The 24,523-nt window shown below is 68.2% G+C and carries 19 protein-coding genes; 9 read left to right on the top strand and 10 right to left on the bottom strand.

What is annotated here, in order from left to right; translation table 11 throughout:
- Positions 1–62: 62 nt before the first annotated feature.
- The 3 genes from dapF to FBR43_RS01490 all read left to right on the top strand — a co-directional run bounded on the left by dapF (position 63) and on the right by FBR43_RS01490 (position 5,217).
- Positions 63–995 carry a diaminopimelate epimerase gene (gene dapF / locus FBR43_RS01505; protein WP_169542431.1) on the top strand — a complete coding sequence of 311 codons (933 nt, stop codon included), beginning with the start codon at positions 63–65 and terminating at the stop codon, positions 993–995.
- 65 nt (positions 996–1,060) lie between these two features.
- Positions 1,061–2,839, top strand: coding sequence for a sensor domain-containing diguanylate cyclase (locus FBR43_RS01500; RefSeq protein ID WP_136941465.1), 1,779 nt, complete (start codon positions 1,061–1,063; stop codon positions 2,837–2,839).
- Positions 2,840–3,435: 596 nt separating this feature from the next.
- Complete coding sequence (locus tag FBR43_RS01490) at positions 3,436–5,217, top strand: ABC-F family ATP-binding cassette domain-containing protein (RefSeq protein ID WP_136941463.1); 1,782 nt, start codon at positions 3,436–3,438, stop codon at positions 5,215–5,217.
- A gap of 25 nt (positions 5,218–5,242) precedes the next feature.
- On the opposite strand, the gene greB is transcribed toward FBR43_RS01490, so the two are convergent.
- Both greB and FBR43_RS01480 read right to left on the bottom strand, forming a co-directional pair.
- Positions 5,243–5,737: a transcription elongation factor GreB gene (greB, locus tag FBR43_RS01485; protein WP_136941462.1), complete on the bottom strand. Its 495-nt coding sequence runs from the start codon at positions 5,735–5,737 to the stop codon at positions 5,243–5,245.
- Entirely contained in the window at positions 5,734–7,782 is a 2,049-nt protein-coding gene (locus FBR43_RS01480; protein WP_394344005.1) for a lytic transglycosylase domain-containing protein, read from the bottom strand. Before FBR43_RS01480 ends, greB begins: the two co-directional genes overlap by 4 nt.
- Positions 7,783–7,862: 80 nt before the next feature.
- Here FBR43_RS01480 and dapA point away from each other — a divergent pair, with 80 nt between their 5' ends.
- Positions 7,863–8,744 carry a 4-hydroxy-tetrahydrodipicolinate synthase gene (dapA, locus tag FBR43_RS01475; protein ID WP_136941460.1) on the top strand — a complete coding sequence of 294 codons (882 nt, stop codon included), beginning with the start codon at positions 7,863–7,865 and terminating at the stop codon, positions 8,742–8,744.
- A 51-nt stretch (positions 8,745–8,795) separates the two neighbouring features.
- Here the strand turns inward: dapA and FBR43_RS01470 are convergent, their stop codons facing one another.
- Both FBR43_RS01470 and FBR43_RS01465 read right to left on the bottom strand, forming a co-directional pair.
- Entirely contained in the window at positions 8,796–11,750 is a 2,955-nt protein-coding gene (locus FBR43_RS01470; protein ID WP_136941459.1) for a TonB-dependent receptor domain-containing protein, read from the bottom strand.
- Between the two features lie 138 nt (positions 11,751–11,888).
- A complete protein-coding gene (locus FBR43_RS01465) occupies positions 11,889–13,037 on the bottom strand; it encodes an aminotransferase class V-fold PLP-dependent enzyme (protein WP_169542430.1) in 1,149 nt (382 codons plus the stop codon).
- Positions 13,038–13,073: 36 nt separating this feature from the next.
- Between FBR43_RS01465 and FBR43_RS01460 the strand changes: the two genes are divergently transcribed.
- Positions 13,074–14,282 carry a PrnB family protein gene (locus FBR43_RS01460; protein ID WP_212611867.1) on the top strand — a complete coding sequence of 403 codons (1,209 nt, stop codon included), beginning with the start codon at positions 13,074–13,076 and terminating at the stop codon, positions 14,280–14,282.
- Between the two features lie 26 nt (positions 14,283–14,308).
- Positions 14,309–14,560, top strand: a complete 252-nt coding sequence (locus tag FBR43_RS01455) for a hypothetical protein (protein WP_136941456.1) — start codon at positions 14,309–14,311, stop codon at positions 14,558–14,560.
- Here FBR43_RS01455 and FBR43_RS01450 read toward each other — a convergent pair.
- The 4 genes from FBR43_RS01450 to FBR43_RS01435 form a co-directional block, all read right to left on the bottom strand.
- Positions 14,554–15,882, bottom strand: a complete 1,329-nt coding sequence (locus FBR43_RS01450) for a PQQ-dependent sugar dehydrogenase (protein WP_136941455.1) — start codon at positions 15,880–15,882, stop codon at positions 14,554–14,556. The genes FBR43_RS01455 and FBR43_RS01450 overlap by 7 nt on opposite strands.
- Before the next feature lie 60 nt (positions 15,883–15,942).
- Positions 15,943–16,203, bottom strand: coding sequence for a hypothetical protein (locus tag FBR43_RS01445; RefSeq protein WP_249276392.1), 261 nt, complete (start codon positions 16,201–16,203; stop codon positions 15,943–15,945).
- Entirely contained in the window at positions 16,181–17,317 is a 1,137-nt protein-coding gene (gene tgt / locus FBR43_RS01440) for a tRNA guanosine(34) transglycosylase Tgt (protein WP_136941454.1), read from the bottom strand. Before tgt ends, FBR43_RS01445 begins: the two co-directional genes overlap by 23 nt.
- A 101-nt stretch (positions 17,318–17,418) precedes the next feature.
- A complete protein-coding gene (locus FBR43_RS01435; protein WP_136941453.1) occupies positions 17,419–18,837 on the bottom strand; it encodes an aldehyde dehydrogenase family protein in 1,419 nt (472 codons plus the stop codon).
- 119 nt (positions 18,838–18,956) lie between these two features.
- Here FBR43_RS01435 and FBR43_RS01430 point away from each other — a divergent pair, with 119 nt between their 5' ends.
- The 3 genes from FBR43_RS01430 to FBR43_RS01420 all read left to right on the top strand — a co-directional run bounded on the left by FBR43_RS01430 (position 18,957) and on the right by FBR43_RS01420 (position 22,703).
- The gene (locus FBR43_RS01430) at positions 18,957–19,400 is read left to right on the top strand and encodes a MarR family winged helix-turn-helix transcriptional regulator (RefSeq protein WP_249276391.1); all 444 of its coding nucleotides are present in this window, start codon (positions 18,957–18,959) and stop codon (positions 19,398–19,400) included.
- A gap of 93 nt (positions 19,401–19,493) precedes the next feature.
- Complete coding sequence (locus FBR43_RS01425) at positions 19,494–21,818, top strand: TonB-dependent receptor (RefSeq protein WP_136941451.1); 2,325 nt, start codon at positions 19,494–19,496, stop codon at positions 21,816–21,818.
- 42 nt (positions 21,819–21,860) lie between these two features.
- Complete coding sequence (locus FBR43_RS01420; RefSeq protein ID WP_212611866.1) at positions 21,861–22,703, top strand: p-hydroxycinnamoyl CoA hydratase/lyase; 843 nt, start codon at positions 21,861–21,863, stop codon at positions 22,701–22,703.
- An 18-nt stretch (positions 22,704–22,721) separates the two neighbouring features.
- On the opposite strand, the gene dprA is transcribed toward FBR43_RS01420, so the two are convergent.
- Together dprA and plsY are read right to left on the bottom strand one after the other, a co-directional pair.
- Entirely contained in the window at positions 22,722–23,819 is a 1,098-nt protein-coding gene (gene dprA, locus FBR43_RS01415) for a DNA-processing protein DprA (RefSeq protein ID WP_136941449.1), read from the bottom strand.
- On the bottom strand, positions 23,816–24,427 hold the full coding sequence (gene plsY / locus FBR43_RS01410; RefSeq protein WP_169542429.1) for a glycerol-3-phosphate 1-O-acyltransferase PlsY: 612 nt from the start codon (positions 24,425–24,427) through the stop codon (positions 23,816–23,818). Before plsY ends, dprA begins: the two co-directional genes overlap by 4 nt.
- Between the last annotated feature and the right edge of the window lie 96 nt (positions 24,428–24,523).

The raw sequence follows: 24,523 nt of genomic DNA, 5'->3' as shown, positions 1-24,523 counted from the left end.
GCGGACCGCGCGCTTCAATCGCGGGCATTGTCGCCGGACGCCGCGCGACCTAGGTGACGGCGATGCGCTTCTCCTTCATCAAGTGCCAGGGATCGGGCAACGACTTCCCGCTGATCGACGCGCGTGCGATCGTGCTGTCCGACGCGCAGTGGGCGATGGCGGCGCGCGCGCTGGCCGACCGGGCGGGGCCGGTGGGGGGCGACGGGCTGCTGCTGCTGGTGCCGGGGCGCAATGGCGCGGCGTTCGGCCAGCGGATGCTCAATCCCGATGGCAGCGAGGCCGAGACGTGCCTCAACGGTCTGCGCTGCGTGGCGCGACTGGGCTTCGAGGCGACGGGGCTGCGCGCGGCGACCGCTTCGCTGCCCACCAGCATGGCCGAAGTGGCGTTGGCCGATCCAATCGCGCCCAGCGTCGTTTCGGTATCGACCTTCACGCGCGCGGTATCGACGGCGATCGGCGATGTCGGGCTTGCGCTGCCCGCCGGCGAGATCATCGACGCCATTGTTCCCGGTCTGCCGAGCGCGCGGCGCTTCACCGCGGTGGCGATGCCCAACCCGCATCTGGTGACGTTCGTCGACGCCATCGACGAGGGCGAGCTCGTGGCCCTGGGCGACTGGTGCGAGGCCGCACCCGCGCTGGTGCCGCGCCGCTGCAACGTCAGCTTCGTCACTGCCGATGCGCGGGGGCTGTACGTGCGCACCTATGAGCGCGGCGTTGGGCTGACCGACAGTTGCGGCAGCGCGATGGGCGCGTCGATACACGCCGCCGCGCTGACGGGCCGTATTGCAACAGGCAGCCACGTGCTGGTGCGCAATCGCGGCGGCTTCGTGCGCGGCGCGGCGCGCGACGGCGGCATCGTCATCACCGGGAACGCGACGTTCGAGCGCGACGCGATGATCGACGTCGACCTCGAGCGCGGCGTGTGCACCGGTCCGATCGAACAGGTTCGCGAGCGCCGTCGCGAACGCGACGCCTGGACCATCGCGCGCGGCTGATTTTGCGACGTTTCGCGCGCGGACGTGGTGAATTTCGTTAACCGCGCCCGCGCTATGACGCGGCGATGCCGTCGTTCCCGCGCTCCATTCTGCCGTCGCGCCGCCTCTGGATAACGGGCATCGGATATGTCGCGGCGACGATCGGCCCTGTGCTGTTCACGCGCTATGGCGGCGGCGTTGCGTGCATGTGGATCGCCACGGCGGTGCTCGCGCCTTTCCTGGTCGACATGCCGCGCCGCCACTGGCCGGGCGTGCTGCTCGCCGCGGGCATCGCCAGCGCCGCCGTGACGGCGATGCTGGGGCTCGGGCCAGCGGCCGCGTTGCCGCTGGCGGCGCTCAACGTCGCCGAGGCGGCGATGCTCGCCTGGATCCTGCAACGCGAGCGACGCCCCGACGAGAGCACGCTTGCTTCGATCGATCAGGTAGCGGTGCTGCTGCTGGGCGGGCTGGGCGTATGCACCATTACCGGCGTGGCCGGCGCCGCGGTGGCCTCGGCCGTCACCGGCACCGATTACGGCCCCAATCTGGTGAATTGGATCGCGGGCCATGCGCTGGGCATCATCATCTTCGCGCCCGTCGTGATGCTCGCCCTGCGCGGCGACGTGCGCGACTGGTTGCACCATTCGACACGCGGCGAGCGGATCGAGGCGGCATTCATCGTGACGGTCGTGGGGATCACGGCGTTCGGCTGCTTCTCGCAACACGCGCTGCCCTTGCTGTTCCTTCCCGTCTTGCCGGTGATGATGGCCACGTTCCGCGCGGGCCGCATCGGTGCCGCAGTATCGATCGTGCTGCTTGCCGGCATGGCGATGACGCTGACGCTGCGCGGCGAGGGACCGATCGCGCTGGTCGATGCCTCGCCGGCGTTCAAGGTGCAGTTCCTGCAATTCTATCTGGCGACGGTGGTGCTGGCGGTACTGCCCGCTGCCGCCGATCTGCGCAGGCGCGGTGAGGTGCTCGACCGGCTGGCGGTGAGCGAGGCGCGCTACAGGCTGCTTGCCGACAATGCCACCGACGTCATCATGAGCATCGATCCGGCGGGCACCATCACCTATCTGTCGCCATCGGTCGAGAAGTTCGGCGGCAGTTACACCCCTGCCGAACTGGTCGGCACGCAATCGATCGAACTCATCCATCCCGATCACAAGCGCGCGGTGCGGCGCGCCTGCATCGACGCGCTCGAGCGCCCGGGCGAGACGCACATCATCGAATATCGCGGGCTGCCGCGCATCGATGGCGGCATCTGGCTCGAATCGCGCATCCGCGCGACCAAGGGATCGCAGGGCGAGCTGGTCTGTGCGATCATCGACATCTCGGCGCGCAAGGCTGCCGAGGCCGAACTGAAGCGCGCGGCGATGACCGATCCGCTGACCGGCCTTGCCAACCGGCGCGCCTTCAACGACGCGCTCGACCGGCTGTGCGCGGCGGCGGCGCGCAACGGCGCCGAGGCCGGCGCGCTGGCGATCTTCGACATCGACCATTTCAAGGCGATCAACGATCGCTTCGGCCACGACGCGGGCGATCGCGTGCTCGAAGCGTTTGCGCGCATCGCCCGCGAGGTGACGCGCGCGACCGATCTGGTGGCGCGGCTGGGCGGCGAGGAATTCGGCCTGCTGCTTCCGGGCGCCGGCACGGCGCATGCCGACGAGGTATGCGAGCGGCTGCGCCGCGCCTTCGCCAACAACCTGACGCCGGCCAACGCCGGTATCATCCAGGCGACGGTGAGCGCCGGGCTGGCGCGGATCGAACCCGGCGTGGCGCGCGAGCCGATGATGCGCGCGGTCGATGCGGCGCTGTACCGCGCCAAGCATCTGGGACGCGACCGGCTCGAACTCGCCGCCTGAACCAGGTCACGAACCCGTAAATTACCGCTCCAGCTCACGAGCCGAACGTCGGGTTTAGGCAAGGAGGCGCACGTTGACGTGGGATCACGATTCCGTATGCATCGCTAGATGCGGACGCTCGTAATAGCAGCGCCTTTCCTTCTGTGCGTTGGAGGCTGTTCCGGCGCGCTATGCACCAGCGAGACCATCAAAACGCTTCGCTCGCCCACTGGCGAGCATCAAGCCAGTATGTTCATGCGCGAATGTGGCTCGACGACGGACTTCACGACGCAATTATCTGTTGACCCGTGGTTCTGGCAGGGGATCGGCAATGCGTTCGTTGCGGATGGCTACAATGGCGGCACGCGCGGGCCTTGGGGCGGCCCTTGGGTAGATATGAAGTGGACCGGGCCTAACGAGTTACTCGTCGCTTACGACGGGCAGGCTCGCGTGTTTGACCGCAACGAGTTAGTAGGCGGCGTGCGTATCACTTACCGGCCCGTCGCTCGCTAACGTCCACTTCTGGACGATAGCCGACAATCCGCTTTGTGAGGCTTCAGCCTGTTTTGGACCCCGGGGGCGTTGCCCGCCGGCGCGCGCGCGGCTAACCGCGCGGCATGGCTGCACCCGTTCTGTCGTTCGAAAATCTGGGGCTGGTCCAGGGGGCCGGCTGGCTGTTCCGCGACCTCACCATCCATATCGGCGAGCGCGACCGGCTGGCGCTGATCGGCCGCAACGGTGCGGGCAAGACGACGCTGCTGAAATTGCTGGCGGGCGAGATCGACGCCGACGAGGGTCGCCGCACGATCGTGCCGGGCACGCGCGTGGTGCTGCTCGAGCAGGAGCCGCGCATGGAAGGCTGCAAGACGCTGTTCGACTATGTGCTGTCGGGCGACGACGCGCCGCAGCGCCACGAGGCCGAGGCGATCGCCGATCAGCTCGGCATCGACCTGACGCGCGAGGCCGCGACCGCGAGCGGCGGCGAGCGGCGACGCGCGGGCATCGCGCGCGCGCTGGCGCAATCGCCCGACGTGCTGCTGCTCGACGAGCCGACCAACCATCTCGATATCCACGCGATCGAATGGATCGAGGAATGGCTGGCGCGCTATCGCGGCGCCTTCGTCGTCATCAGCCATGACCGGACGTTCCTGACGCGGCTGACGCGGCAGACGCTGTGGCTCGACCGCGGCGGCATCCGCCGCGCCGAAGTGGGATTCGGCGGGTTCGAGGCATGGACCGAGCAGGTCGCAGCCGAAGAGCAGCGCGCCGCCGAGAAGCTCGATGCGCGGCTCAAGCTCGAGGAGCACTGGCTCCAGCGCGGCGTTACCGGGCGGCGCAAGCGCAACCAGGGGCGGCTCACCAAGCTGTACGAGATGCGCGCCGAACGCGCGGCGATGCAGGGCATGCAGGGCGCCGCCAACCTCGCCACCGCCGCCGACGACAGCAAGACGCGCGTCGTGATCGACGCCAAGCGCGTCTCCAAAAGCTATGGCGAGCGCACCATCCTGGGCGACCTCACGCTACGCGTGACGCGGCGCGATCGCATCGGCATCGTCGGCCCCAATGGCGCGGGCAAGTCGACGCTCATCAAGCTGCTGACCGGCCAGATCGCGCCCGATGCCGGCGAGGTGAAGCTCGCCAAGGCGCTCGAACCCGTCGTCATCGATCAGCAGCGCAGCCGCATGGCGCCCGACAGGAGCGTGCGCGACGTGCTCGCCGATGGCGGCGAGTGGATCGACGTGCTGGGCGCGCGCAAGCATGTGCACGGCTATCTCAAGGAATTCCTGTTCGCGCCCGAGATGATCGACGCCAAGGTGGGCACGCTTTCAGGCGGCGAGCGATCGCGGCTGCTGCTGGCGCGCGAGTTCGCGCGACCGTCGAACCTGATGGTGCTCGACGAGCCGACCAACGACCTCGATCTCGAGACGCTCGACCTGTTGCAGGAGGTGATCGCCGATTACGAAGGCACGGTGCTGATCGTCAGCCACGACCGCGATTTCCTCGACCGGACGGTCACCGTGACGCTGGGGCTCGACGGATCGGGCAGCGTCGATGTGGTGGTGGGCGGCTATGCCGAGTGGGAAGCGCAGCGCCGGCCGCGGGTTACGGCGAAGAAGGCGGCGCGGCCTGCCGCGGCCGTCGCTGCGCCACCACCGCCACGCGCGGCCAAGCTCAGCTACAAGGACCAGCGCGATTATGATCTGCTGCCCCGGCGGATCGAGGAACTCGATGCCGCGATCGCGCGAGACGAGGCGGCGCTTGCCGATCCCGACCTCTACGCGCGCGATCCGGCCACGTTCGACCGGCTGATGGCGGCGATTGCCCGCGCGCGTGCCGAGAAGGACGAGGCCGAACTGCGCTGGCTCGATCTCGCCGAACAGGTCGAGGCGCTGGGCTGAGGCACTCGCGCTCCAGCCATGCGGATCACGCCTGCGGATAGGCGATGGCGACCACTTCATATTCGCGCGGACCCGCCGGCAGGTGGACGGTGCGCAGATCGCCCACCGCCGCGCCGCGCAGCGCGCGCGCGATCGGCGCGTTCCAGCCGATGCGGCCGGCGGCGGCATCGGTCTCGTCGTCGCCCACCAGCGTGACGGTGCGCGTGGCGTCGTCCTCATCGGCGATGGTGACGGTGGCGCCGAACCACACGCGGTCGCGGTCGGGCTGGCGCGCGGGATCGATGACGCGCGCCGCTTTCATCCGCCGCGCGAGGAACCCCAGCCGCCGGTCGATCTCGCGCAGCCTTTTGCGGCCATAAATATAGTCGCCATTCTCCGACCGGTCGCCATTGCCCGCCGCCCAGGCGATCACGTCGACCAGCTTGGGCCGCTCGCTGCCCAGCAGCGCGTCATATTCGGCCTTGAGGGCGGCATAGCCTGCGGGCGAGATATAGTTCGCGCGTTCGGGGGCAGTGCTCATCCCGGCTGGCGCTTGCCCAGATACCAGGAGAGGTTGTTCGGTCCTTTCGATCGGCTGCGCGACGGGTTGAGCAGATCATAGACCACAGCATTCTCGAGCACGCGCTGCACATAGTTGCGCGTTTCGAAGATCGGAATGTCTTCGACCCAGTTGAGCACGTCGACGCCCTGGCGCGGATCGCCATTGGCGCGCAGCCACTTGTTCACGTTGCCCGGCCCGGCATTGTACGCGGCGACCGCGAGCGGATAGCTGCCGCCATAATAGCTCAGCATCCGGTCGAAATAGCTCGATCCCAGCTGGATGTTGTAGCCGGTATCGCTCGTCAGCCCGGCGAGATTGTAGCCGAGGCCGAGCTTGCCCGACTGCTCGCGCGCGGTGCCCGGCATCAGCTGCATCAGCCCGCGCGCGCCGGCGTGGCTGACGGCGGCACGATCGAACTGGCTCTCCTGCCGCGCGATCGCATGGATCATCGTCCATGCCTCGGAGCGGTTGCCCGGCACCGAGACTGAAGGATAGCCATGCGCCGCCTGCGTGAAATGGCCGTTGAGCGAGGCGCTGCGCCCGATCATCACGTTGAGGTCGGGGCGGTTGATCGTACGCGCGAAATCGGCGGCGAGCACATGGTCCTGCTCGCTCTTGGCGTCGGCGGCGATCTGGCGGACGAACAGTCCCTGATCGGCGGCGCGCCCCATCTGCCCCAGCAGCCGCGCGGCACGAACCACCTCGCGATTCTGGAACGATGCGCGCGCGGCCGGATCAACCTGCGTGGTTGCGGCGGGCAGCGGGCGGATGCCGCGCCCCAGCCGCTCGGCGGCAAGCTGGCCGTAATAGAAATCGGCGAAGCGCGCGGCCTGCTCGTAATAGCCGTTGGCGGCGGTGCGATCACCCGCTGCCTCGGCGGCGCGGCCGGCCCAGTAGAAACCCTTCGATTGCGTCTGCGGCGTCTGCGATCCGCCGGCATAGCGCGCATACATGGCCGTAGCGTCGCGCGGGCGGCCAAGGTCGCGCATCGCGCTCTGCCCCGCCAGCCAGACGAGCGAGGTATAGTCGTCGCGCTCGCCATAGCTCTGCTGCGAGACGTCGGTGCCCTGCGGATAGGCGTCGTCGACCTGACGCGCGATGTCGTATGCCAGCGCATATTGCCGATCGGCGGCGGCGGCGCGCGCGTGGGTGAGCAACACCTCGTACCACGCTTCGACATCGCCGGGCAGCGCAGTGAGCCGGCGCGGCTGCGCCAGATAGGCGCGGGCGGCGGGGCTCTGGTTGCTCGCGCGCAGCCACGTCGCGCGGTCGGCGATATAGCCTGCGTCGTTGCGATCGGCCTCGCTTACCGCCGCGCCCAGCGTCGCGGCGTCGGGCGCGCGCGTGCGGAAGGCAAGGCGTGCGGCATAGAGTGCGCGCTTGCCCGGCGAGACGAAGCCGAGCTGCCGTTGTGCGGCGCTGGTGGCGCCTGCCCAGAGCAGCGCATCCATCCGCGCATCGTGATCGGCAGGCTGGATCGCGCCGGCGAAGCCCGTCATCAGCTTCGCTTCGTCGGCGGTGCGCAGGCTCCCGGCACGCCACGCCTTGCGCGCTGCCTCTCGCGCTTCGGCGACGCGGCCGGCGGCGGCGAGCGCCTCGGCATGGCGGACGCGCCCCGCCGACGTGCGCGGCGGAAAGCGATCGAAGAAACGCAGGACGAGCGCGGGGTTGCTTGCGCCGCTGTCGAGCACCGTCTCGGCAGTGGCGCGGCGCGATGCCTCGCCCGGCCAGCCCGGATGCGCGAGCAGGAAATCGGCATAGGTGGCGAAGGGCAGACTGTCCGATTGCTGAAGACGCTTCCACCTCTCGATATCGCGGACCAGCGGATCGCTGGCATAGGAGGGCAATTGCTGCACGACCTCGCCCTGCGCATTGGGCTGCACGCGATCGAGCCCCGGCGGCGGCCAGCTCGGCCGGGTCTGCTGCGGCGATGTCTGCGCTGAAAACGCACTCGGCGCCAGCATGTGAGCGGAAGCGGCGACGCCCGATACACCGGCGACCACCAGAGCGAGCTTGGAAAACATACCCGGCATGCTGGACAGACTATGCGACCCCGACCTATCTGTCAGCGCCGAAAATCCTCTTGACGGGCAGATTTCTTTCCATGTTCTCGGGTTCGATACCGGCGCTCGCGACGCCGTTCCGCGACGGGCGCTTCGACGAGGCCGCGTACCGCGCGCTGATCGACTGGCAGATCGAGCAGGGATCGAGCGGGCTGGTGCCGTGCGGCACCACGGGCGAGGCGGCGACGATGTCAATCGCCGAACACAACCACGTGCTGGGCGTCTGCGTCGAACAGGCCGCCGGCCGCGTGCCGGTGATCGCGGGCTGCGGATCGAACGACACGATGGTGGCGGCCGAGCATATGCGCGCGGCGAAGGCCGCCGGCGCGGCGGCGGCGCTGCTGGTGCCGCCTTATTACAACCGCCCCAATCAGGACGGCGTGTACGCGCATTTCGAGCTGCTGGCGCGCGAGGGTGAACTGCCGATCATCCTCTACAACGTGCCGGCGCGCACCGTCACCGACATCCATGTCGAGACGATGGCGCGGCTGGTCGCGGCGTTTCCCAAGATCGTCGTGGGCGTGAAGGACGCGACCGGCGTACTCGCGCGCGTGTCCATGCAGCGTGCGGCATGCGGCGCCGGTTTCTGTCAGTTGTCGGGCAATGACGATACCGCGCTCGCCTTCATGGCGATGGGCGGGGCGGGGTGCGTGTCGGTCACCGCCAATGTCGCGCCGGCATTGTGCGCCGCGTTCCAGCACGCGTGCGCCAGAGGCGACTACACGCAGGCGCTCGCGCTGCACGACCGGCTGTTCGCATTGCATCTGGCATTGTTCAGCGATGCATCGCCCGGCCCGGTCAAATATGCGCTGGCGAAGCTGCGCCCCGATTTCGCGCCCGATCTGCGCCTGCCGATGACGCCGCCGGGCGAGGCGTCGCGTGCCGCGGTCGATGCGGCGCTGGCCCATGCCGGGCTGATCTGAGCGTTTCCGGCACGCACGGGGCCGCGCGCTGCGCGACCCCGCCCGGCCCCCTTAATCGAACAGATAATCGACCTGGAACGTGAAGGCGCGGCCGCGCGGATCGGCGACGCGCGGCTCCCACGAACTGCCGCCGCCGGTGTTGCTGTCATAGCTGATGGCGAAGGGCGGATCGGTGTCGAACAGGTTCTTCACGCCCGCGGTCAGCCGGAAATAGGGCGCGACGTTCACATAGGCCGACAGATTGTAGATGATGTAGTCGTCGGTCGTCTCGACCACGCCGGGCGGGCTTACCGTGCCGTTGGCGACGCCGGGCAGCACCTGGTTGGTATAGCCCTTGCGGAAGATCTGCGTGAAGGTGACGCCATAGTCGTCGCTCGTATAGGCGACGAAGGCATTGTGCTTCCAGCGCAGGTTGAGGTCGCCGGCAAAGGTGAACACGCCGAGCTGGTCGATGAACTCGCCGGCGTCGGTCAGCTTCTCCTTCTTCTCGAGCAGCCACGTGCCGTCCAGCCCGGCGGTGATCTGGCTGCCATTGTCGAGCTCGAAGCCGCCGCGCAGCGCCACTTCGAGGCCCTGCGTCACCGTGGTGCCGGCATTCGCCCAGGTCGCGTCGATCGCGGTCAGCTCGTTGGCGGGGCCACGCAGGAAGCGGTCCTGGAACTGGTCGAAATTGTTGATGAGGTCGCGCGTCGGGAAGATCTGGATCGTATTGTCGCGCTGGATGCGCCACCAGTCGACCGCCGCCGAGAATATCGCATTGGGCTGGAACACGACGCCCGCCGATAGCAGATCGGCAGTCTCGGGATCGAGATTGGGGTTGCCGCCGGTGATGATGTCGGGCCGCACCGACACGCAGTTGGGATCGGTGGTGTTGGGCACGCCGCCGGGGCAGGTGAGCGGATCGGCAAGGTCGGCGCCGCCATAGACCTGCTCGGCACGGCCGTTGAAGATCTGGTTGAAGGTCGGCACGCGGAAGCCCGTCGAATAGGATGCGCGGAACATCAGCGCGTCGATGGGGCGGAACTTGGCCGAAATCTTGGGATTCGTCGTGTTGCCGAAGCCCGTATAGTCGTCGATGCGCACCGCGCCCGAGATTTCGAGGCTGGGCAGGATGGGGATCAGCACTTCGGCATAGGCGGCCTTGATCTCGCGATCGACGCCATCGAGCGCGTTGCCGTCGTCGAACGGCGCGGCGATGATGATCGGCCGTGCGGCGGCCTCGCGCTGGTCGCCGTTGAAGCTGTAGGTCTCGCGCCGATAGTCGAGGCCGACGGCAAGCTGCACCGCGCCGCCGGGCAGCCGGAACAGATCGCCCGAGACCGCGCCATCGATCTGCGTCAGCGTGTATTTGCCGCCATAGAGCACGACGCCGCGCGCCGAAGTGCTCTCGAGCAGGTCGAGCGCTGCCTGGCTCTGCGTCTGGCCGGGCAGCAGGAAGGGGTTGATGACGCCGGTGTTGAGCGCGTTGACCAGCGCGTCGCGATAATAATAGCCGCCGCCTAGCACCGATTGCGACTGGCTTTCCGAATAGGTCGCGCCCGCGACATAGCGCCAATCGTCAGTGATCGGCCCCTCGGCGCCGCCCGAGATGCGCAGCGTCTCGGTGTCGGTGGTGATCTCGCGCTGGCCGCATTCGATGCAGCGCCAGCGATAGGCGATCGGCAGACCGTAACGATCCTGAAGCGTGGGGAACACCGCGACCAGCCGGTTGAACACCTCGTTATAGACGGGCGCGCTCACGGTGTTGAGCGGGAAGGCGTAGTTCTGCGTGGTGGTGTTGGGGATGAGCTGGACGTTCGAGAATTTCTTGGTGGCCGTCGCGTCCGATCCCGTCACCTCGAGCGACAGTTCGTGCGCGCCGAGCCGTGCGACGCCGCGCGCCAGATAGGTGACGGTATCGAGCGGCTGCTGGAGCACCGCCGCGCGGCCGGTATCCCAGGCGCAGGCGAAGCGTGCCGAAGGTGCAGCCCAAAGATCGTCGGCGTAGGGGCCCTGGCCCGGCACCGATCCACAGCCTTCGCCGCCGGGCAGATCGAGGATGTTGACGCCGCCTGCCGCGCGCACCGTGGTGCTGCCCGGCAGGAACGGCGCCAGCGCTGCACCCGTGGTGCCGCCCAGCAGCGTGCCGTTCGGGAACCGCGGCGTGGCGTTGAGCGGGAAGATCGTGCCGACGGGCGTGCCGCGCGTATCGGGTGACAGGCCGCGCTCGGGCTGGAAGGTGTTGACGAAATCGCGCTGGTCGCCGTTGAGCTGGCCGTTCCACGCACGGCTGACGGTGGCCATGATGTTGAAGCCCTGGCTCGACAGGTCGCCATAGCCTGCCATCGCCGACACGCGGTAGATTGGCGCATCGCCGCGCTCGGTGATGTCGACGAAGCCGTTGGCGCCGATGCCGACGAAGTCCTTGCGCGTGATGAAGTTGATGACGCCGCCGATCGCATCGGTGCCGTAGATCGCCGACGCGCCGTCCTTGAGCACCTCGACACGTTCGAGCGCGGCGAAGGGGATCTGGTTGACGTCGACCGCGGCGCCCGAAAGCCCGTGCGCGGCGACGCGGCGGCCGTTGAGCAGGATCAGCGTCGATCCTGCGCCCTGGCCGCGCAGATTGGCGAACGACGCGCCGTTGTTGCCGCGCTGCGCGCCCGAGACCACGTCGCCGTTCGAGGCTAGGTTGTCCGATCCCGTGCCGTTGGTGGTCAGGAAGCCGATCAGCTGCTCGGGATTGCTGATCGCGTTGCGCTGCAATTCCTGCGTGGTGATGATCTGGAGCGGCAACGCACTGTCATTGGGGTCGCGGCGCAGCAGCGATCCGGTGACGACGATCTCGCCGCTTTCCTCGCCGGCCGACTGGTCGGCAGGCGAGACCGGGAGCGCCGCGCCGCTGGGCGTCACTGCGGGCGGGGTGTCCTGCGCAATGTCCTGCCCCGCCGCCGGCAACGCAAGCGCAACGCCCGCAAAGGCGCAGCCGGTGCGTAGAATCGTGACGAAGCGAGACCGTCGAGCCATGTGCGAATACCCCCTGGAGACCGCGTCCCCGCGCGGCTGGGGGCATTAAGTAACAGTCATGACACATTCGGCCATAGCATGTGTTGGCCAGGCCATAACCTTGCGGCATCCTGTTGCAGCGATGCAACGCCCGGCGCGTCAGACGGCGGCGGCGACATGCGCCGAACGCGGGTGATGCGCCGCCAGCGCCTCGCACAGCTCGTCGATATCGGCATCATCGTTGTAGAGATGTGGCGCAACGCGGATCGCGCCCTGTCGCGCATCGGCATAGATCGCCCGCGCGCGCAGCGTCGCGAGTGCGGCGGCGGGATCGTGGACGGCGAGCAGCACCGCATTGCCGCGCGCCCCGCGCTCGGTCGCCGAGCGGATATGCCCACTGCCCCAGCGATCGTGCAGCCGGTCGATCAGCGCCTGGTTATGCTCGGCGATGGCATCGACGCCGATCTCGCGCAGCATCGCGATCGCATGCGCGGCAAGCGCGAACGGCGCGACCGAGGGCGTGCCGCCCCAGAAGCGCAGCGCATCGCCGGCCATGCGGAAATGGTGGATATCGAACTCGAAGGGATTTTCGTGGCTGAACCAGCCGGTGTCGACGGGGCGCGCCGCCGCGATCGCATCGGCACTGCCCCACAGGAACGCCGCACCCGGCCCGCCGCACAGAAACTTGACGCTCGACCCCACGACATAGTCGGCGCCCCAATCGGCGACGTCGACGGGCAGCACGCCCAGCGTCTGCACGCAATCGACGATGCTCGTCGCGCCCGCCGCGCGGACAGCGCGCGCGATGTCCCGTACCGGCAGCAGCGCGCTGCGGTTCGAAAAGGCATGGGTGACGAGCGCTGCCTGCACGTCGTCGCCCAGCGCGGTCTCCCAAGTCGCAAGGTCGGCAGGATCCGCGTCGGCGGGCAGGAACCGCGTTTCCCAGCCATAGCGCGCCGCCTCGGCAAGCACGAAGCCGATCGAGGGGAAATCCTCATGCCCCAGCAGCAGGACGCGGCGCCCTTCGCGCTGCGGCAGCGCGTGAATGATCTTGGCGACGGCGCTCGACACGTTGGTCTGCGGGCACACGCCCGACGGATCGGCGCCGATCAGCGCGGCGACTTCGCAGCGGAAGCCCTCGATTGTCGCGAGCCAGCCGGGCCATGCATCGCCGCCGCGATTGGCCCAGGGCGCGAACAGTGCCTCATCCAGCGCGGCGCGCGCGCCAACCGGCTGGCAGCCGACCGAATGGCTGAGCAGATAGGTGCCCTCGGGTATTAAAAAGCGTGACTTGATCCTATCGTCCATCGCCTCTTCCCGCCTTGTATCGAGCATATGCGCCCCATGAGCCAAGCGACCCTAGCCTTTGACCGATGGATTCGCACCGCCTTTCCGCAGATGAACGAGGCGCTCGAGAACCTGTATTTCGAGCAGGACGACCGCGCCAACACCCAGGGGATCGGCGATGCGCTGAAAGCGGCGATCCGGGACGAGGGGCATGGCCACATCGTGGCCCTGTGGCGTGAGGGCAATACCGGCGAGGGCTTCGACAGCGCGTTCGACGTGCTCGGCAATGTCGGACTCTACATGGCGGCGCTCCGACGCCACGAGCTTACCAATCCTGCGCGCGAGGATCGCTCGCCCTTTGCCGAGGCCTCGAGCCTGTCGCTGCATCTGGGCGCGTCGATCGGCATGGCCCCGCGCTTCGCCACGGCGCATCTCGCGCATCGCAACCGCGCGGTGGCCGGCGTGCGCAAGAGCTTCACCTTTCTTGCCGACGAATTTCTGTTCATCGACGAGAATGCGCGCGGCATCCTGTGCCTGCAACGCGCCGCCGATGCGCTGTTCCGCATCGTGCCGCTCGGCGTGAGCAATCCCGTCGCCGACGTACAGTTCGAAGCGGCCGCGCATGCGCTCGACCAGGCGATCGCCATCAATGCGCGGCTGTTCGCGGCGCTCGACGTCGAGCGCTTCTTCTTCAGCGTGCGCCCCTATTACAAACCCTATCGCGTCGGGCGGCAGGAGTATCGCGGCGCCAATGCGGGCGATTTCGCAGGCATCAACGAGCTCGACCTGCTGCTGGGGCTGACGCGCGCTTCGGACCCGCATTACGCGCAGCTGCTGGTCGACAAGATGCTCTACATGCTGCCCGAAGATCAGGCTCGGCTGCGCGACTGCATGCGCCATCGCAGCCTGCTCGACGAATTGCTGCTGCTGGCCGACGATCATGCGGCGGCGCCGTGGTTCCAGGCGGCGCTCGGCGGATTGCTCGGCGTGATCGATCGCTTCGCCGAAACGGCGCGCCAGCATCATGCGCTACTCGTCGATCGCTTCATCGCCGGACCCGCCGCCACGCTCGATCGCGCGCATATGGCAGGCATCACCGCCAGCGGCCCGCCGCTCGACGCGTTGCTGCGCGCGCTCCAGCTGCTGCACGATTTCCGCACGGCGGCGCCGCGCTCCGATGTGGAGACGCGGCATGCCGATCTTGCGCGGCTGCGCGCGCTGCTCGTCGATCCATCGGCGGAACCTGTCGGTTCGTCGCGCGATTGAGTCGCGTCGAACAGGGGAGACACGCCATGTTTCGCGTGCTGCGTACCACCATGCTCATCGTGCTGCCGGCGCTGATGCTCGGCGTACCCGCCGGCTTTGCGCTCGGCGGCTTTGCGACCGGCGATGCCGCGCCATCCTATACCGTCGCCGGCTACATGCCGCCCGATGCCGGGGCCGAGCTTGCATCGGCATCGGCCGCCGACGCGATCCGCCCCGCCGATACCGCCTACAGCCCCGAAGACCGCTACGTGCAGGCCGCGAGCAGCTTCAGCTACTGAGCAGCCGCCGGGCTGACGCGCCAGATCACGTTGCTCACATCGTCGGCCACGAGCATCGCGCCGCCCGCATCGCCGATGACGCCAACCGGGCGCCCGCGTGCATCGCCGTCCTCGTCGAGGAACCCCGTCAGCACGTCGATCGGCTTGCTGTCGGGCAGCGGATAGCCGTTGGGGCCGAAGGGCACGAACACCACCTTGTAGCCCGAAGGCGGCACGCGGTTCCACGATCCGTGCTGGCCGATGAACGCGCCGACGTTGAAGCGCCCGCCCAGGCGGATGTCGTCGGAGAAATTGAGGCCGAGCGAGGCGGTGTGCGGTCCCAGCGCATAATCGGGGCCGCGCGAATATTCGAGCAAATCGGGGCGCTGCGGCTCGACGCGCGCATCGGTGTAACCGCCCCAATAGCTGTATGGCCAGCCATAGAAGCCGCCGAACTCGACCTGCGCCAGATAATCGGGCGGCAGGTCCGAGCCGAGCATGTCGCGCTCGTTCACCACCGTCCACAGGGCGCCGCTGATGGGGTTCCAGTCCATGCCCACCGGATTGCGCAAGCCCGCGGCGAACACGCGGAACTGCTTGGTCGCGGGATCGACCTCGAGGATCGCGGCGCGGTTGGTCTCGATCTCGAGGCCCTTCTCGGCGATGTTCGATGCCGAGCCCACCGCCACGAAGATGCGGCTGCCATCGGGGCTGGCGACGATGTTGCGCGTCCAGTGGTTCTCGCCGCCGGGCAGATCGACGATCTTCTCGGGCGCGGCGGTGATCCGCGTCTGGCCGGTGCGGAACGGGTAGCGCACCAGCGCATCGGTGTTGCCGACATAGAGCCAGTCGCCCACCACCGCCATGCCGAAGGGCGAGTTGAGCCCGTCGAGCAGCACGCTGCGCGCTTCGGCCACGCCGTCGCGGTTGGCGTCGCGCAGCAGCGTGATGCGGTTGGCCGAGGGGACGCCGGCGCCCGCACGGCCCATCAGCAGCTTCATCACCCAACCGGTGATGCCGCCGCCCTCGCGCGGCGGCGAATTGGTCTCGGCCACCAGCACGTCGCCGTTCGACAGGCGATACATCCACCGCGGATGATCGAGGCCGCTGGCGAAGGCGTTGACGCGCAGCCCCGGTGCCGCAACAGGCGTGCCGCCGTTCCAGCCCACCGGCTCGGCGATGCGCACCGTCGGGATCACCTGGCGGCGCGGCGGCAGGATCTCGGGCGACTTGCCCATCACCGCCTCGACGGGCAGCCGCGCCTCGTCGGGCCGCGCGAGCCAGAGATAGAAGATGCCGCCGAACACGATGAGGACGGCGAGGCCGATCAGGAACTTCCGCATGGCCACGACGATAGGTGGCGCGCGGGCGTGCGCCAAGCCCGTTCGCGGGTGCGGCGCCGCTTATTTCTTCGTGCGGTTACTCCGCGCATAGAGCAGCGCCGCCGCCAGCGCGGCTGAGCCGATGCCCAAGCCGATCGTCGCCATCGGCCAGCGCTTGTCGTCGGCCTCGGCGGGCAGCGGCGGATTGGCGTCGGTCGCCGAGCGGCGGTCCTTCGCTTCTTCAGCTGCGGCGAGAATCTCGTTCTTGTTGCTGGCTTCGGCCACGCCATCCACTCCCATGATTATCGGTTCGAACGCCTCAGCTCGCGTCGCGTTCAGCATAAAGCGCGCGGAAGCTGTCGGCGAAGGTCTTGAGCCGCCCCTCGCCGATCGCAGCGCGCAGATCGGCCATCAGCCGCTGGTAGAAGAACAGGTTGTGCTCGGTCATCAGCATCGCACCCAGTATCTCGCCGGCGCGTACCAGATGATGCAGATAGGCGCGGCTGAAGCCGCGGCAGGCGGTGCATGCACAATCGGCCTCGATGGGCGCCTGGTCCTCGGCGAAGCGCGCGTTGCGGATGTTGATCGGGCCGTGGCGCGTGAAGGCCTGACCCGTCCGCCCGCTGCGCGTCGGCAGCACGCAGTCGAACATGTCGATCCCGCGCTCGACCGCGCCGACGATGTCGTCGGGCTTGCCGACACCCATCAGATAGCGTGGCTTGGCCGCATCGAGCTGGCCGGGTGCATAGTCGAGCACGCCGAACATCGCTTCCTGCCCCTCGCCCACGGCAAGGCCGCCCACGGCATAGCCATCGAAGCCGATCGCCTTCAGCGCATCGGCCGAGGCGTGTCGCAACCCCTCGTCGAGCGCGCCCTGCTGGATGCCGAACAAAGCGGCGCCTTCGGCATGATCGCCGCCGGCATCGAAGCCCGCGCGGCTGCGCTGCGCCCAGCGCATCGATCGCTCCATCGCGGCGGCCTGCACCTCGCGCGTGGCGGTGGTGGGCACGAGCTCGTCGAAAGCCATCACGATGTCACTGCCGAGCAGCCGCTGGATTTCCATCGAGCGTTCGGGGCTGATGAGGTGGCGCGATCCGTCGAGATGGCTGCGGAAGGCGACACCTTCCTCGCTGCGCTTGGTCAGTTCGGCGAGGCTCATCACCTGATAGCCCCCCGAATCGGTCAGGATCGGGCGTTCCCAGCCCATGAAGCTGTGCAGCCCGCCCAGCCGCGCCACGCGCTCGGCGCCGGGGCGCAGCATCAGGTGGTAGGTGTTGCCGAGCAGGATGTCGGCGCCCGACGCACGAACGTCGGCGGGCTTCATCGCCTTGACGGTGGCGGCGGTGCCGACGGGCATAAAGGCGGGCGTGCGGATCTCGCCGCGACGCATCGCGATGGTGCCGGCGCGCGCCTTGCCGTCGGTCGCGTGGATGGTGAAGGCGAAGCGGGGTGCCATCCGCGCGCTATTGCCGCGAATGTTTGCCTATGTCGACCATCGCAGTGGGAATGCCGGTGGGGCGGGGCGGGAGCACGCTCGCTCCCACCCCGCCGTGCTCGTCAGGCGTCTTCGAGCGCGACCGCGTTGATGATGTGCGGCTGCGTATATTCGTGCAGGCCGGCCTCGCCCAGTTCGCCGCCGAGGCCCGACTGCTTCGATCCGCGGAACGGGATGTTGGCGTCGATCGCGAGATACTGGTTCACCCAGACCGTGCCGGTGTCGATCTTCATCGCGACTTCGGTGGCGCGCGCGAGATCCTTGCCCCACACGGTGCCGCCCAGGCCCATGTCGCTGTCGTTGGCGCGGGCGATCACGTCGTCGATATCGCTGTACTTGAGCACCGGCAGCACCGGGCCGAACTGCTCCTCGCGCACCAAGGGCGCGTCATCGTCGAGATCGCGCACGATCGTCGGCGGGATGAAATAGCCCGGCCGGTCGATCGCGTCGCCGCCCGCCAGCACGGTGCCGCGCGTCTTGGCATCCTCGATCAGCGCCTTGACCTTGTCATACTGCATTTTGTTCTGGATCGGGCCGATCGTGGTGCCCTGCTTCGATCCGTCGTCGACGACCGCAGCCTTGGCGAGCGTCGCCAGCTCGTCGCAGAACTCGTCATACATCGCCTCGGGCACATAGGCGCGCTTGATCGCGACGCAGATCTGGCCGGCATTGGCCATCGCGCCGCCATAGACCTTCTGCGCCACCTTGCGCGGATCGACATCGTCGAGCACGATCGCGGCGTCGTTGCCGCCAAGCTCGAGCGTCACGCGCTTCACGCCTTCGGCCGCCGATGCCATCACCTTCTTGCCCGTCGCGGTCGAACCGGTGAACGCCACCTTGGCGACATCGGGGTGGCCGGTAAGCTTGGCGCCCAGATCATTCTGGTCGCAGATGACGTTGACGACGCCCGCGGGCAGGATCTCGGCGCACAGCTCGCCGAACAGGCAGGTGGTGAGCGGCGTCGTGGGCGCGGGCTTGATGACCATCGTGTTGCCCGTCACCAGCGCCGGCCCGAGCTTGTTCATCACCAGGATGACGGGGAAGTTCCACGGCGTGATCGCCGCCACCACGCCCAGCGGCGTGCGGTGCTCGATCACCTTGTTGCCGCCCTCGTCGCGCAGCGTCTTCGGCTCGATGCGCATCTGCGCGAAGGCGCGCAGCGTGAACACGCTGCCCATAATCTCATACTGCGCCTGATCGAGCGGCTTGCCCTGCTCGCTGGTCAGCAGGCTGGCGAATTCGCCGATGCGCGCGTGCAGCGCGTCGGCCAGCTTCTCGACCAGTGCGGCGCGCTCCTCGACGGGAAGCGCCGCCCATGCCGGGAACGCGGCCTTGGCGGCGGCGACGGCCTGATCGACCATCGCCTCGTCGGCCTTGGGGCACTGCGCGAATGCTTCGCCGGTGGCGGGATTGACGACGTCGAAGCTCGACGCGCCCGCGACCTGCTTGCCGTTGATGGTCAGGTGGAACTGGCGATCCATGCAAATCTCTCCTAATCGATAGGGCGGGGAGGCGGACCGGCGCTCGTCGGCGCGGGTTTCGTGTCCGCTCGGATACCGGCACACTGTATCCAGTGCATACAAACAAGACAAGGCGGCCCATGCGCGTGAAACGCCCTGCCGAGCTCGAACGGCTGCTCGGCTACCAGATCCAGATGGTGCATCTGGATTTCGATTCCAACGCCCGTGACGTGCTCGCTCCGTTCGGCCTGACGCCGGTGCGCTTCACCGCGCTGCTGCTGATCGACGCCAATCCGGGGTGCGACCAGACGGCGCTGGGACGCGCCTTGTCGGTCAACCGGTCGAGCGCGATGAAGCTCGTCAACGGCCTCGAACAGGCCGGGCTGGTCGAGCGCCGCGCCGGGCGCGATCTGCGCACCAACGCACTGCACCTGACTGACGAAGGCGTCGCGGCGATCGCGGCGGTTCGTGAGCGGCTGACCGAATCGGAAACGCGGCTGGCGTCGCGGCTCGACGCGCACGAGCAGGAGGTGCTGCAATCGCTCCTAGCCAAGCTCCAGCGCCGGCGCGCCGCGCGGGGCTGAACCCGCGAAAAAGCGCTTGCAAATTGTTGCCTTGGGATACACTCTGATCGGGCGAGACGGGCATCACAGACCCGTCCGATCGGAGGACTGGGGATGCGCAACAACGAAAGGAAGATCAGCGCCCGGCGGTTGTCGCTCGGCGTAGCATTCATCGCGCTGGCGGCAACGCCGCTGCACGCGCAGGCACAGGAGACGCTCGATCCGGTGCCCGACGATACGCCCGCCGCTGCCGACACGCAGACCGGCGTGGCCGACAACGACATCGTGGTCACCGCGCGCCGCACCGCCGAGCGGTTACAGGACGTGCCCGTCGCGGTCACCGCGCTCGGCGGCGACGCGCTCGACGATCGCGCGGTCGCCACGCTCGACGAGATCGCGCGCTACGCGCCCAATATCCGCTTCGACGGCGCCGCGCAGCTATCGGGCGGCAACTATAACGCCACGGTATTCATCCGCGGCGTGGGATCGAACGACTTCGCGATCTTCTCCGATCCAGGCGTCGGCTTCTATGTCGACGACGTCTATTATGCCCGCTCGATCGGCGGCGTGATGGACGCGATCGACATCGACAGCGTGCAGGTGCTGCGCGGGCCGCAGGGCACGCTGTTCGGCAAGAACACGGTGGGCGGCGCGGTGCTCATCACCACCGCGCAGCCCGAGCTTGGCGAATTCTCGGGCAAGGCCGAAATCTTCACCGGCAGTTACGACCGGCTCGACGTGCGCGGCGCGATCAATCTGCCGATCGGCGACAAGGCCGCGATCCGCATCTCGGGCGCGACGCTCAACCGCGACGGCTATGTGCGCCGGCTGTTCGACGGCGGCACGATGGGCAACCGCAATGCCGACATGCTGCGCATCAAGCTGCGCGTGCAGCCGACCGACACGCTGACGATCGACATCGGCGGCGACTATACCCGCGCCCGCGAGAATTCGGCGCCGAGCGACCTGCTGGCGGTGGGCAACGCGCCGGGGATCACCGGTATCCCGTTCCTGCGCAACTACAACCAGTTCGTGGCGCCGACTCGCGGCATCATCGCCCCCAACGGCCAGCCGACGCTCAACCCCTCGTTCATTACCGACAGTCCGTTCGAAAGCTGGGCGGGCGGACCCAATCGCAACGACCTCGACCTGTGGGGTGTGCAAGGCACGATCGCGTGGGAGATCGGCGGCGCGACGCTGAAGTCGATCACCGCCTATCGCGACATGGAGGCGTTCTTCACGCGCGACGGCGACAATACGCCCTTCACCTTCCGCGAGACGCAGAATGACGACCGGCAATGGCAGTTCAGCCAGGAACTGCAGCTCGCCGGGCGTGGGCTCAATGACCGGCTGAGCTATGTGATCGGCGCCTTCTATTTCCGCGAGGAGGCCGAGGATATCGCGCGCGCCGACTTGGCTATCGGACTCGATCCGCCGCTGCCGCCGCCCTTCTCGCCGGCGGTGTTCCCCAACAACTTCACCAAGAACACCAGCCTCGCCGGCTATGCGCAGGTGGGCTATGACCTGACCGACCAGCTGACGGTGGAGGTGGGCGGGCGCTACAGCCGCGAGACCAAGAATTATCGTTCGCTCAACATCCGCCAGCGCGACAATTTCACCTTCATCGACGTGACGCGCGAGGCGACGTTCGAGAAGTTCACGCCGCGCTTCGGCATCAACTACAAGGCCGCGCGCGACGTGCTGCTCTATGCGAGTTATTCGCAGGGCTTCAAGCAGGGCGGCTTCAACGGCCGGCCGCTGGTGAGCGCCGCCGAAGTCACACGCTACGAGCCCGAAACGCTCGACAGCTACGAGATCGGCCTGAAGTCGCAATGGCTCGACCGCGCGCTGACGCTCAACGTCGCGGCCTTCCATTCGATCTACAAGGACATCCAGCTCACGGTGAACGAAACGCCGGTCAACTTCGTCGCCAATGCGGCGGCGGGCGAGATCAACGGTATCGAGCTTGAGATCGTCGCACGGCCGGCAAGCTGGTTCGCGTTCAATGCCGGCGTCGGCTATATCGACGCGCGCTACACCGAAGTCGGCGAGGGGCTGGGGCCGACGCAGATCCTGCCGATCACGCTCAATTCGGGCTTCGTCAAGGCGCCCGAATGGACCGTCACCTCGGGCGTCGAGTTCCGCCACGATTTCGACAATGGCAGCGAGATCGTTCTGCGCGGCGATGTGAGCATGTACAGCGAGATCTTCAACGACGTTGCCAACACGCCGATCGTTACAGAGCCGGGCTATGTGCTGGCCAATGCACGGCTGGCCTACACGCTGCCGGGCAACGCCATCACGCTCGCGGCCTTCGTCACCAACCTCACCGATGCGCTCTACAAGATATCGGGCAATGCCAGCGGCGCGTTCGGCCTCGCCGAAGCTGCCTATGGCCGCCCGCGCGAATGGGGGCTTTCGGCAAGTTTCGCTTTCTGACCCGCTCGGGGGCGGCGGAACCGTCGCCCCCGGCACCAATCAATGGAGACCGTCTTGGAAGAACAGGATACCGTCGCGTTCCACGTCGAAAATCGCATCGCGTGGGTGAAGTTCAACCGGCCCGAGAAGCGCAACGCCATGAGCCCGTCGCTCAACCGGCGGATGATGGAAGTGCTCGACGAGCTCGAACATCGCGACGATGTGGGCGTGCTGGTGCTCTCGGGCGAGGGCACCGCCTGGTCGGCGGGCATGGACCTCAAGGAATATTTCCGTGAGACCGAGGCGCAGGGCCTGCGCGGCGTGCGCAAGTCGCAGCGCGAGAGCTATGGCTGGTTCCGCCGGCTGCGCTGGTTCCAGAAGCCGACGATCGCGATGGTCAATGGCTGGTGCTTCGGCGGCGGCTTCGGCCCGCTGTTCGCCTGCGACCTGGCGATCAGCGCCGACGAGGCGAAATACGGCCTGTCGGAGATCAACTGGGGCATCCTGCCGGGCGGCGGCGTGACTAAGGTGGTGGTCGACCTGCTGCCGATGCGCGATGCGATGTGGCTGACGCTGACCGGCGACCTGATCGACGGCAAGCAGGCGTCCGCAATGCGGCTGGTGAACGAGAGCGTGCCGCTCGACCAGCTCGAAGCGCGTACGCGCGAAGTGGCCGAGAACCTGCTCAAGAAGAACGCCGTTGCCCTGAAGTTCGCCAAGGACGCCGTGCGCCGTGTCGGCACGATGACCTATGACGAGGCCGAGGACTATCTGGTGCGCATGCAGGAAGCCGCCAATTTCCACGACAAGACCGAAGGCCGCAAGGAAGGGATCCGCCAGTTCATCGACGAGAAGAGCTACAAGCCGGGGCTCGGCGCGTACGATCAGTCGAAGGTGAAAAGCTGATCCAGCGCCGGCGGGCGCTCAGTCGGCAAGGCTGACGCGCCCGCCGGCGTGGCGTTCGAGCCGGCCCGCCAGTTCGAGCTCGAGCAACACGAGCTGGACGGCGGCGGGCGTCGCGCCCGACTGTCGGATCAGCTCGTCAACCGCGACGGGCACCGGCCCGAGCAGACGGTGCAGCGCCGCGCGTTCCCCGGCATCGGCATCGCCGGGGGGGGCACTACCGAACGGCACGGCGGGTGATCTGAGCGCGCGCGGATCGATCGGGCGGACCGCTTCCAGGATGTCGTCGGCCGACTGCACCAGCGTTGCGCCCTCGCGGATCAGCAGGTTGCAGCCCTGTGCCCGCGGATCGACCGGGCTGCCGGGCACTGCCATCACCTCGCGCCCCGCCTCGCCCGCGAGCCTCGCCGTGATGAGCGACCCTGATCGCGGCGCGGCTTCCACCACCACCGTGCCCAGCGTCGCGCCCGCGATGATGCGGTTGCGCGAGGGGAAGAAGCGCGCGAGCGGCTCGGTCCCCGGCGGCTGTTCGGCGAGCAGCAGGCCTTCGCTGGCGACGCGCTCCTGCAAGGCGGCGTTCTCGGGCGGGAAGGCGATGTCGATGCCGCTGGCGATCACGCCGACGGTGCCGCGCTCGATCGATCCCTGATGCGCCGCCGTGTCGATGCCGCGTGCCAGCCCCGACACGACGCTGACGCCAGCCTCGCCGAGCGCGTGCGCCAGCATCCGCGCGAAGCGGCACGCCGCTGCCGAGGCGTTGCGCGCACCGACGATCGCGATGGCGGTGCGATCGAGCAGCGCCAGATCGCCGCGCACGATGAGCACGGGCGGCGCACTTTCGGTCATCGCGAGCAGCGCCGGATAGCCCTCGCGCCCCAGCATCACGTATCGCGCGCCGGCGCGCACCACAGCGTCGATCTCGGTGACGATGCGGTGCGGATCGGCGAGCGCGGGCTTGCCGCCGCCGCGCGCGGCGAGCATCGGCAATGCCTCGATCGCGGCGGTCGCGCTGCCGAAGCGCTCGACGAGCTGGCGGAAGCTCACGGGGCCGATGCGCGGCGAGCGGATCAGCCGCAGATGCGCCAGGCCCTCGGCATCGAGCGCCGTCGCGCCCGTCATTCGCTGCGCGAACCCCCGCCCACGCGCGGTTCGGTGCCGTCGAGCAGGCGCGTCAGATTGGTGCGATGCTTCCACAGCACGATGAGCGCCAGCGCGAGCAGCAGTAGTACCAGATCGAACCGCCCCGTCGCTGCGGCGGTGAGCGGCGCGCTGACCGCCGCGAGCATGCCGCCGACCGAGGAGATGCGCGTGAGCGCGATCGCGCCGAGCCAGACGCCCGCGAACACCAGCGCCACCGGCCATGCCAGCGCGATGAGCACGCCGAGCAGCGTCGCCACGCCCTTGCCGCCGCGAAAGCGCAGCCAGATGGGGTAGCAATGGCCGAGAAACGCGGCAGCCGCGGCAAGCGGCGCCATGCCGGGCCAGATCGCCTCGACGATCCACACAGCCGCCGCACCCTTTGCCATGTCGAGCAGCAGCGTCGCCGCTGCAAGCCCCTTGCGGCCGGTGCGCAACACGTTGGTGGCGCCAATATTGCCCGATCCGATCGCGCGCAGATCGCCAGCGCCGGCCGCGCGCGTCAGCAGCAGCCCGAAGGGGATGCTTCCGAGGACGTAGCCGAGCAGCAGCGCCAGGGTCGGCGCGATCCAAAGCACTTCAGTCTGCACGCGGTCCCCTTTCGACCGGACGCTAGGGAAATGGTTCGCGACGCGCAACAATCTGCGTCAATTTGGCAGCGAAGGCGCGATGGCTTAGGCGCGGCG

This window comes from Sphingomonas baiyangensis, from assembly GCF_005144715.1.
GTDB lineage: Bacteria > Pseudomonadota > Alphaproteobacteria > Sphingomonadales > Sphingomonadaceae > Sphingomonas > Sphingomonas baiyangensis.
The sequence above is the reverse complement of the archived record's forward strand: the minus strand, read 5'-3'. Positions and strand labels throughout refer to the sequence as shown.

Bases quoted from the DNA above. Each gene is read 5' to 3' on its own strand.
- dapF (WP_169542431.1), top strand. From the start codon at position 63: ATGCGCTTCTCCTTCATCAAGTGCCAGGGATCGGGCAACGACTTCCCG.
- FBR43_RS01500 (WP_136941465.1), top strand. From the start codon at position 1,061: ATGCCGTCGTTCCCGCGCTCCATTCTGCCGTCGCGCCGCCTCTGGATA.
- FBR43_RS01490 (WP_136941463.1), top strand. From the start codon at position 3,436: ATGGCTGCACCCGTTCTGTCGTTCGAAAATCTGGGGCTGGTCCAGGGG.
- greB (WP_136941462.1), bottom strand. From the start codon at position 5,737: ATGAGCACTGCCCCCGAACGCGCGAACTATATCTCGCCCGCAGGCTAT.
- FBR43_RS01480 (WP_394344005.1), bottom strand. From the start codon at position 7,782: ATGTTTTCCAAGCTCGCTCTGGTGGTCGCCGGTGTATCGGGCGTCGCC.
- dapA (WP_136941460.1), top strand. From the start codon at position 7,863: ATGTTCTCGGGTTCGATACCGGCGCTCGCGACGCCGTTCCGCGACGGG.
- FBR43_RS01470 (WP_136941459.1), bottom strand. From the start codon at position 11,750: ATGGCTCGACGGTCTCGCTTCGTCACGATTCTACGCACCGGCTGCGCC.
- FBR43_RS01465 (WP_169542430.1), bottom strand. From the start codon at position 13,037: ATGGACGATAGGATCAAGTCACGCTTTTTAATACCCGAGGGCACCTAT.
- FBR43_RS01460 (WP_212611867.1), top strand. From the start codon at position 13,074: ATGAGCCAAGCGACCCTAGCCTTTGACCGATGGATTCGCACCGCCTTT.
- FBR43_RS01455 (WP_136941456.1), top strand. From the start codon at position 14,309: ATGTTTCGCGTGCTGCGTACCACCATGCTCATCGTGCTGCCGGCGCTG.
- FBR43_RS01450 (WP_136941455.1), bottom strand. From the start codon at position 15,882: ATGCGGAAGTTCCTGATCGGCCTCGCCGTCCTCATCGTGTTCGGCGGC.
- FBR43_RS01445 (WP_249276392.1), bottom strand. From the start codon at position 16,203: ATGCTGAACGCGACGCGAGCTGAGGCGTTCGAACCGATAATCATGGGA.
- tgt (WP_136941454.1), bottom strand. From the start codon at position 17,317: ATGGCACCCCGCTTCGCCTTCACCATCCACGCGACCGACGGCAAGGCG.
- FBR43_RS01435 (WP_136941453.1), bottom strand. From the start codon at position 18,837: ATGGATCGCCAGTTCCACCTGACCATCAACGGCAAGCAGGTCGCGGGC.
- FBR43_RS01430 (WP_249276391.1), top strand. From the start codon at position 18,957: ATGCGCGTGAAACGCCCTGCCGAGCTCGAACGGCTGCTCGGCTACCAG.
- FBR43_RS01425 (WP_136941451.1), top strand. From the start codon at position 19,494: ATGCGCAACAACGAAAGGAAGATCAGCGCCCGGCGGTTGTCGCTCGGC.
- FBR43_RS01420 (WP_212611866.1), top strand. From the start codon at position 21,861: ATGGAGACCGTCTTGGAAGAACAGGATACCGTCGCGTTCCACGTCGAA.
- dprA (WP_136941449.1), bottom strand. From the start codon at position 23,819: ATGACGGGCGCGACGGCGCTCGATGCCGAGGGCCTGGCGCATCTGCGG.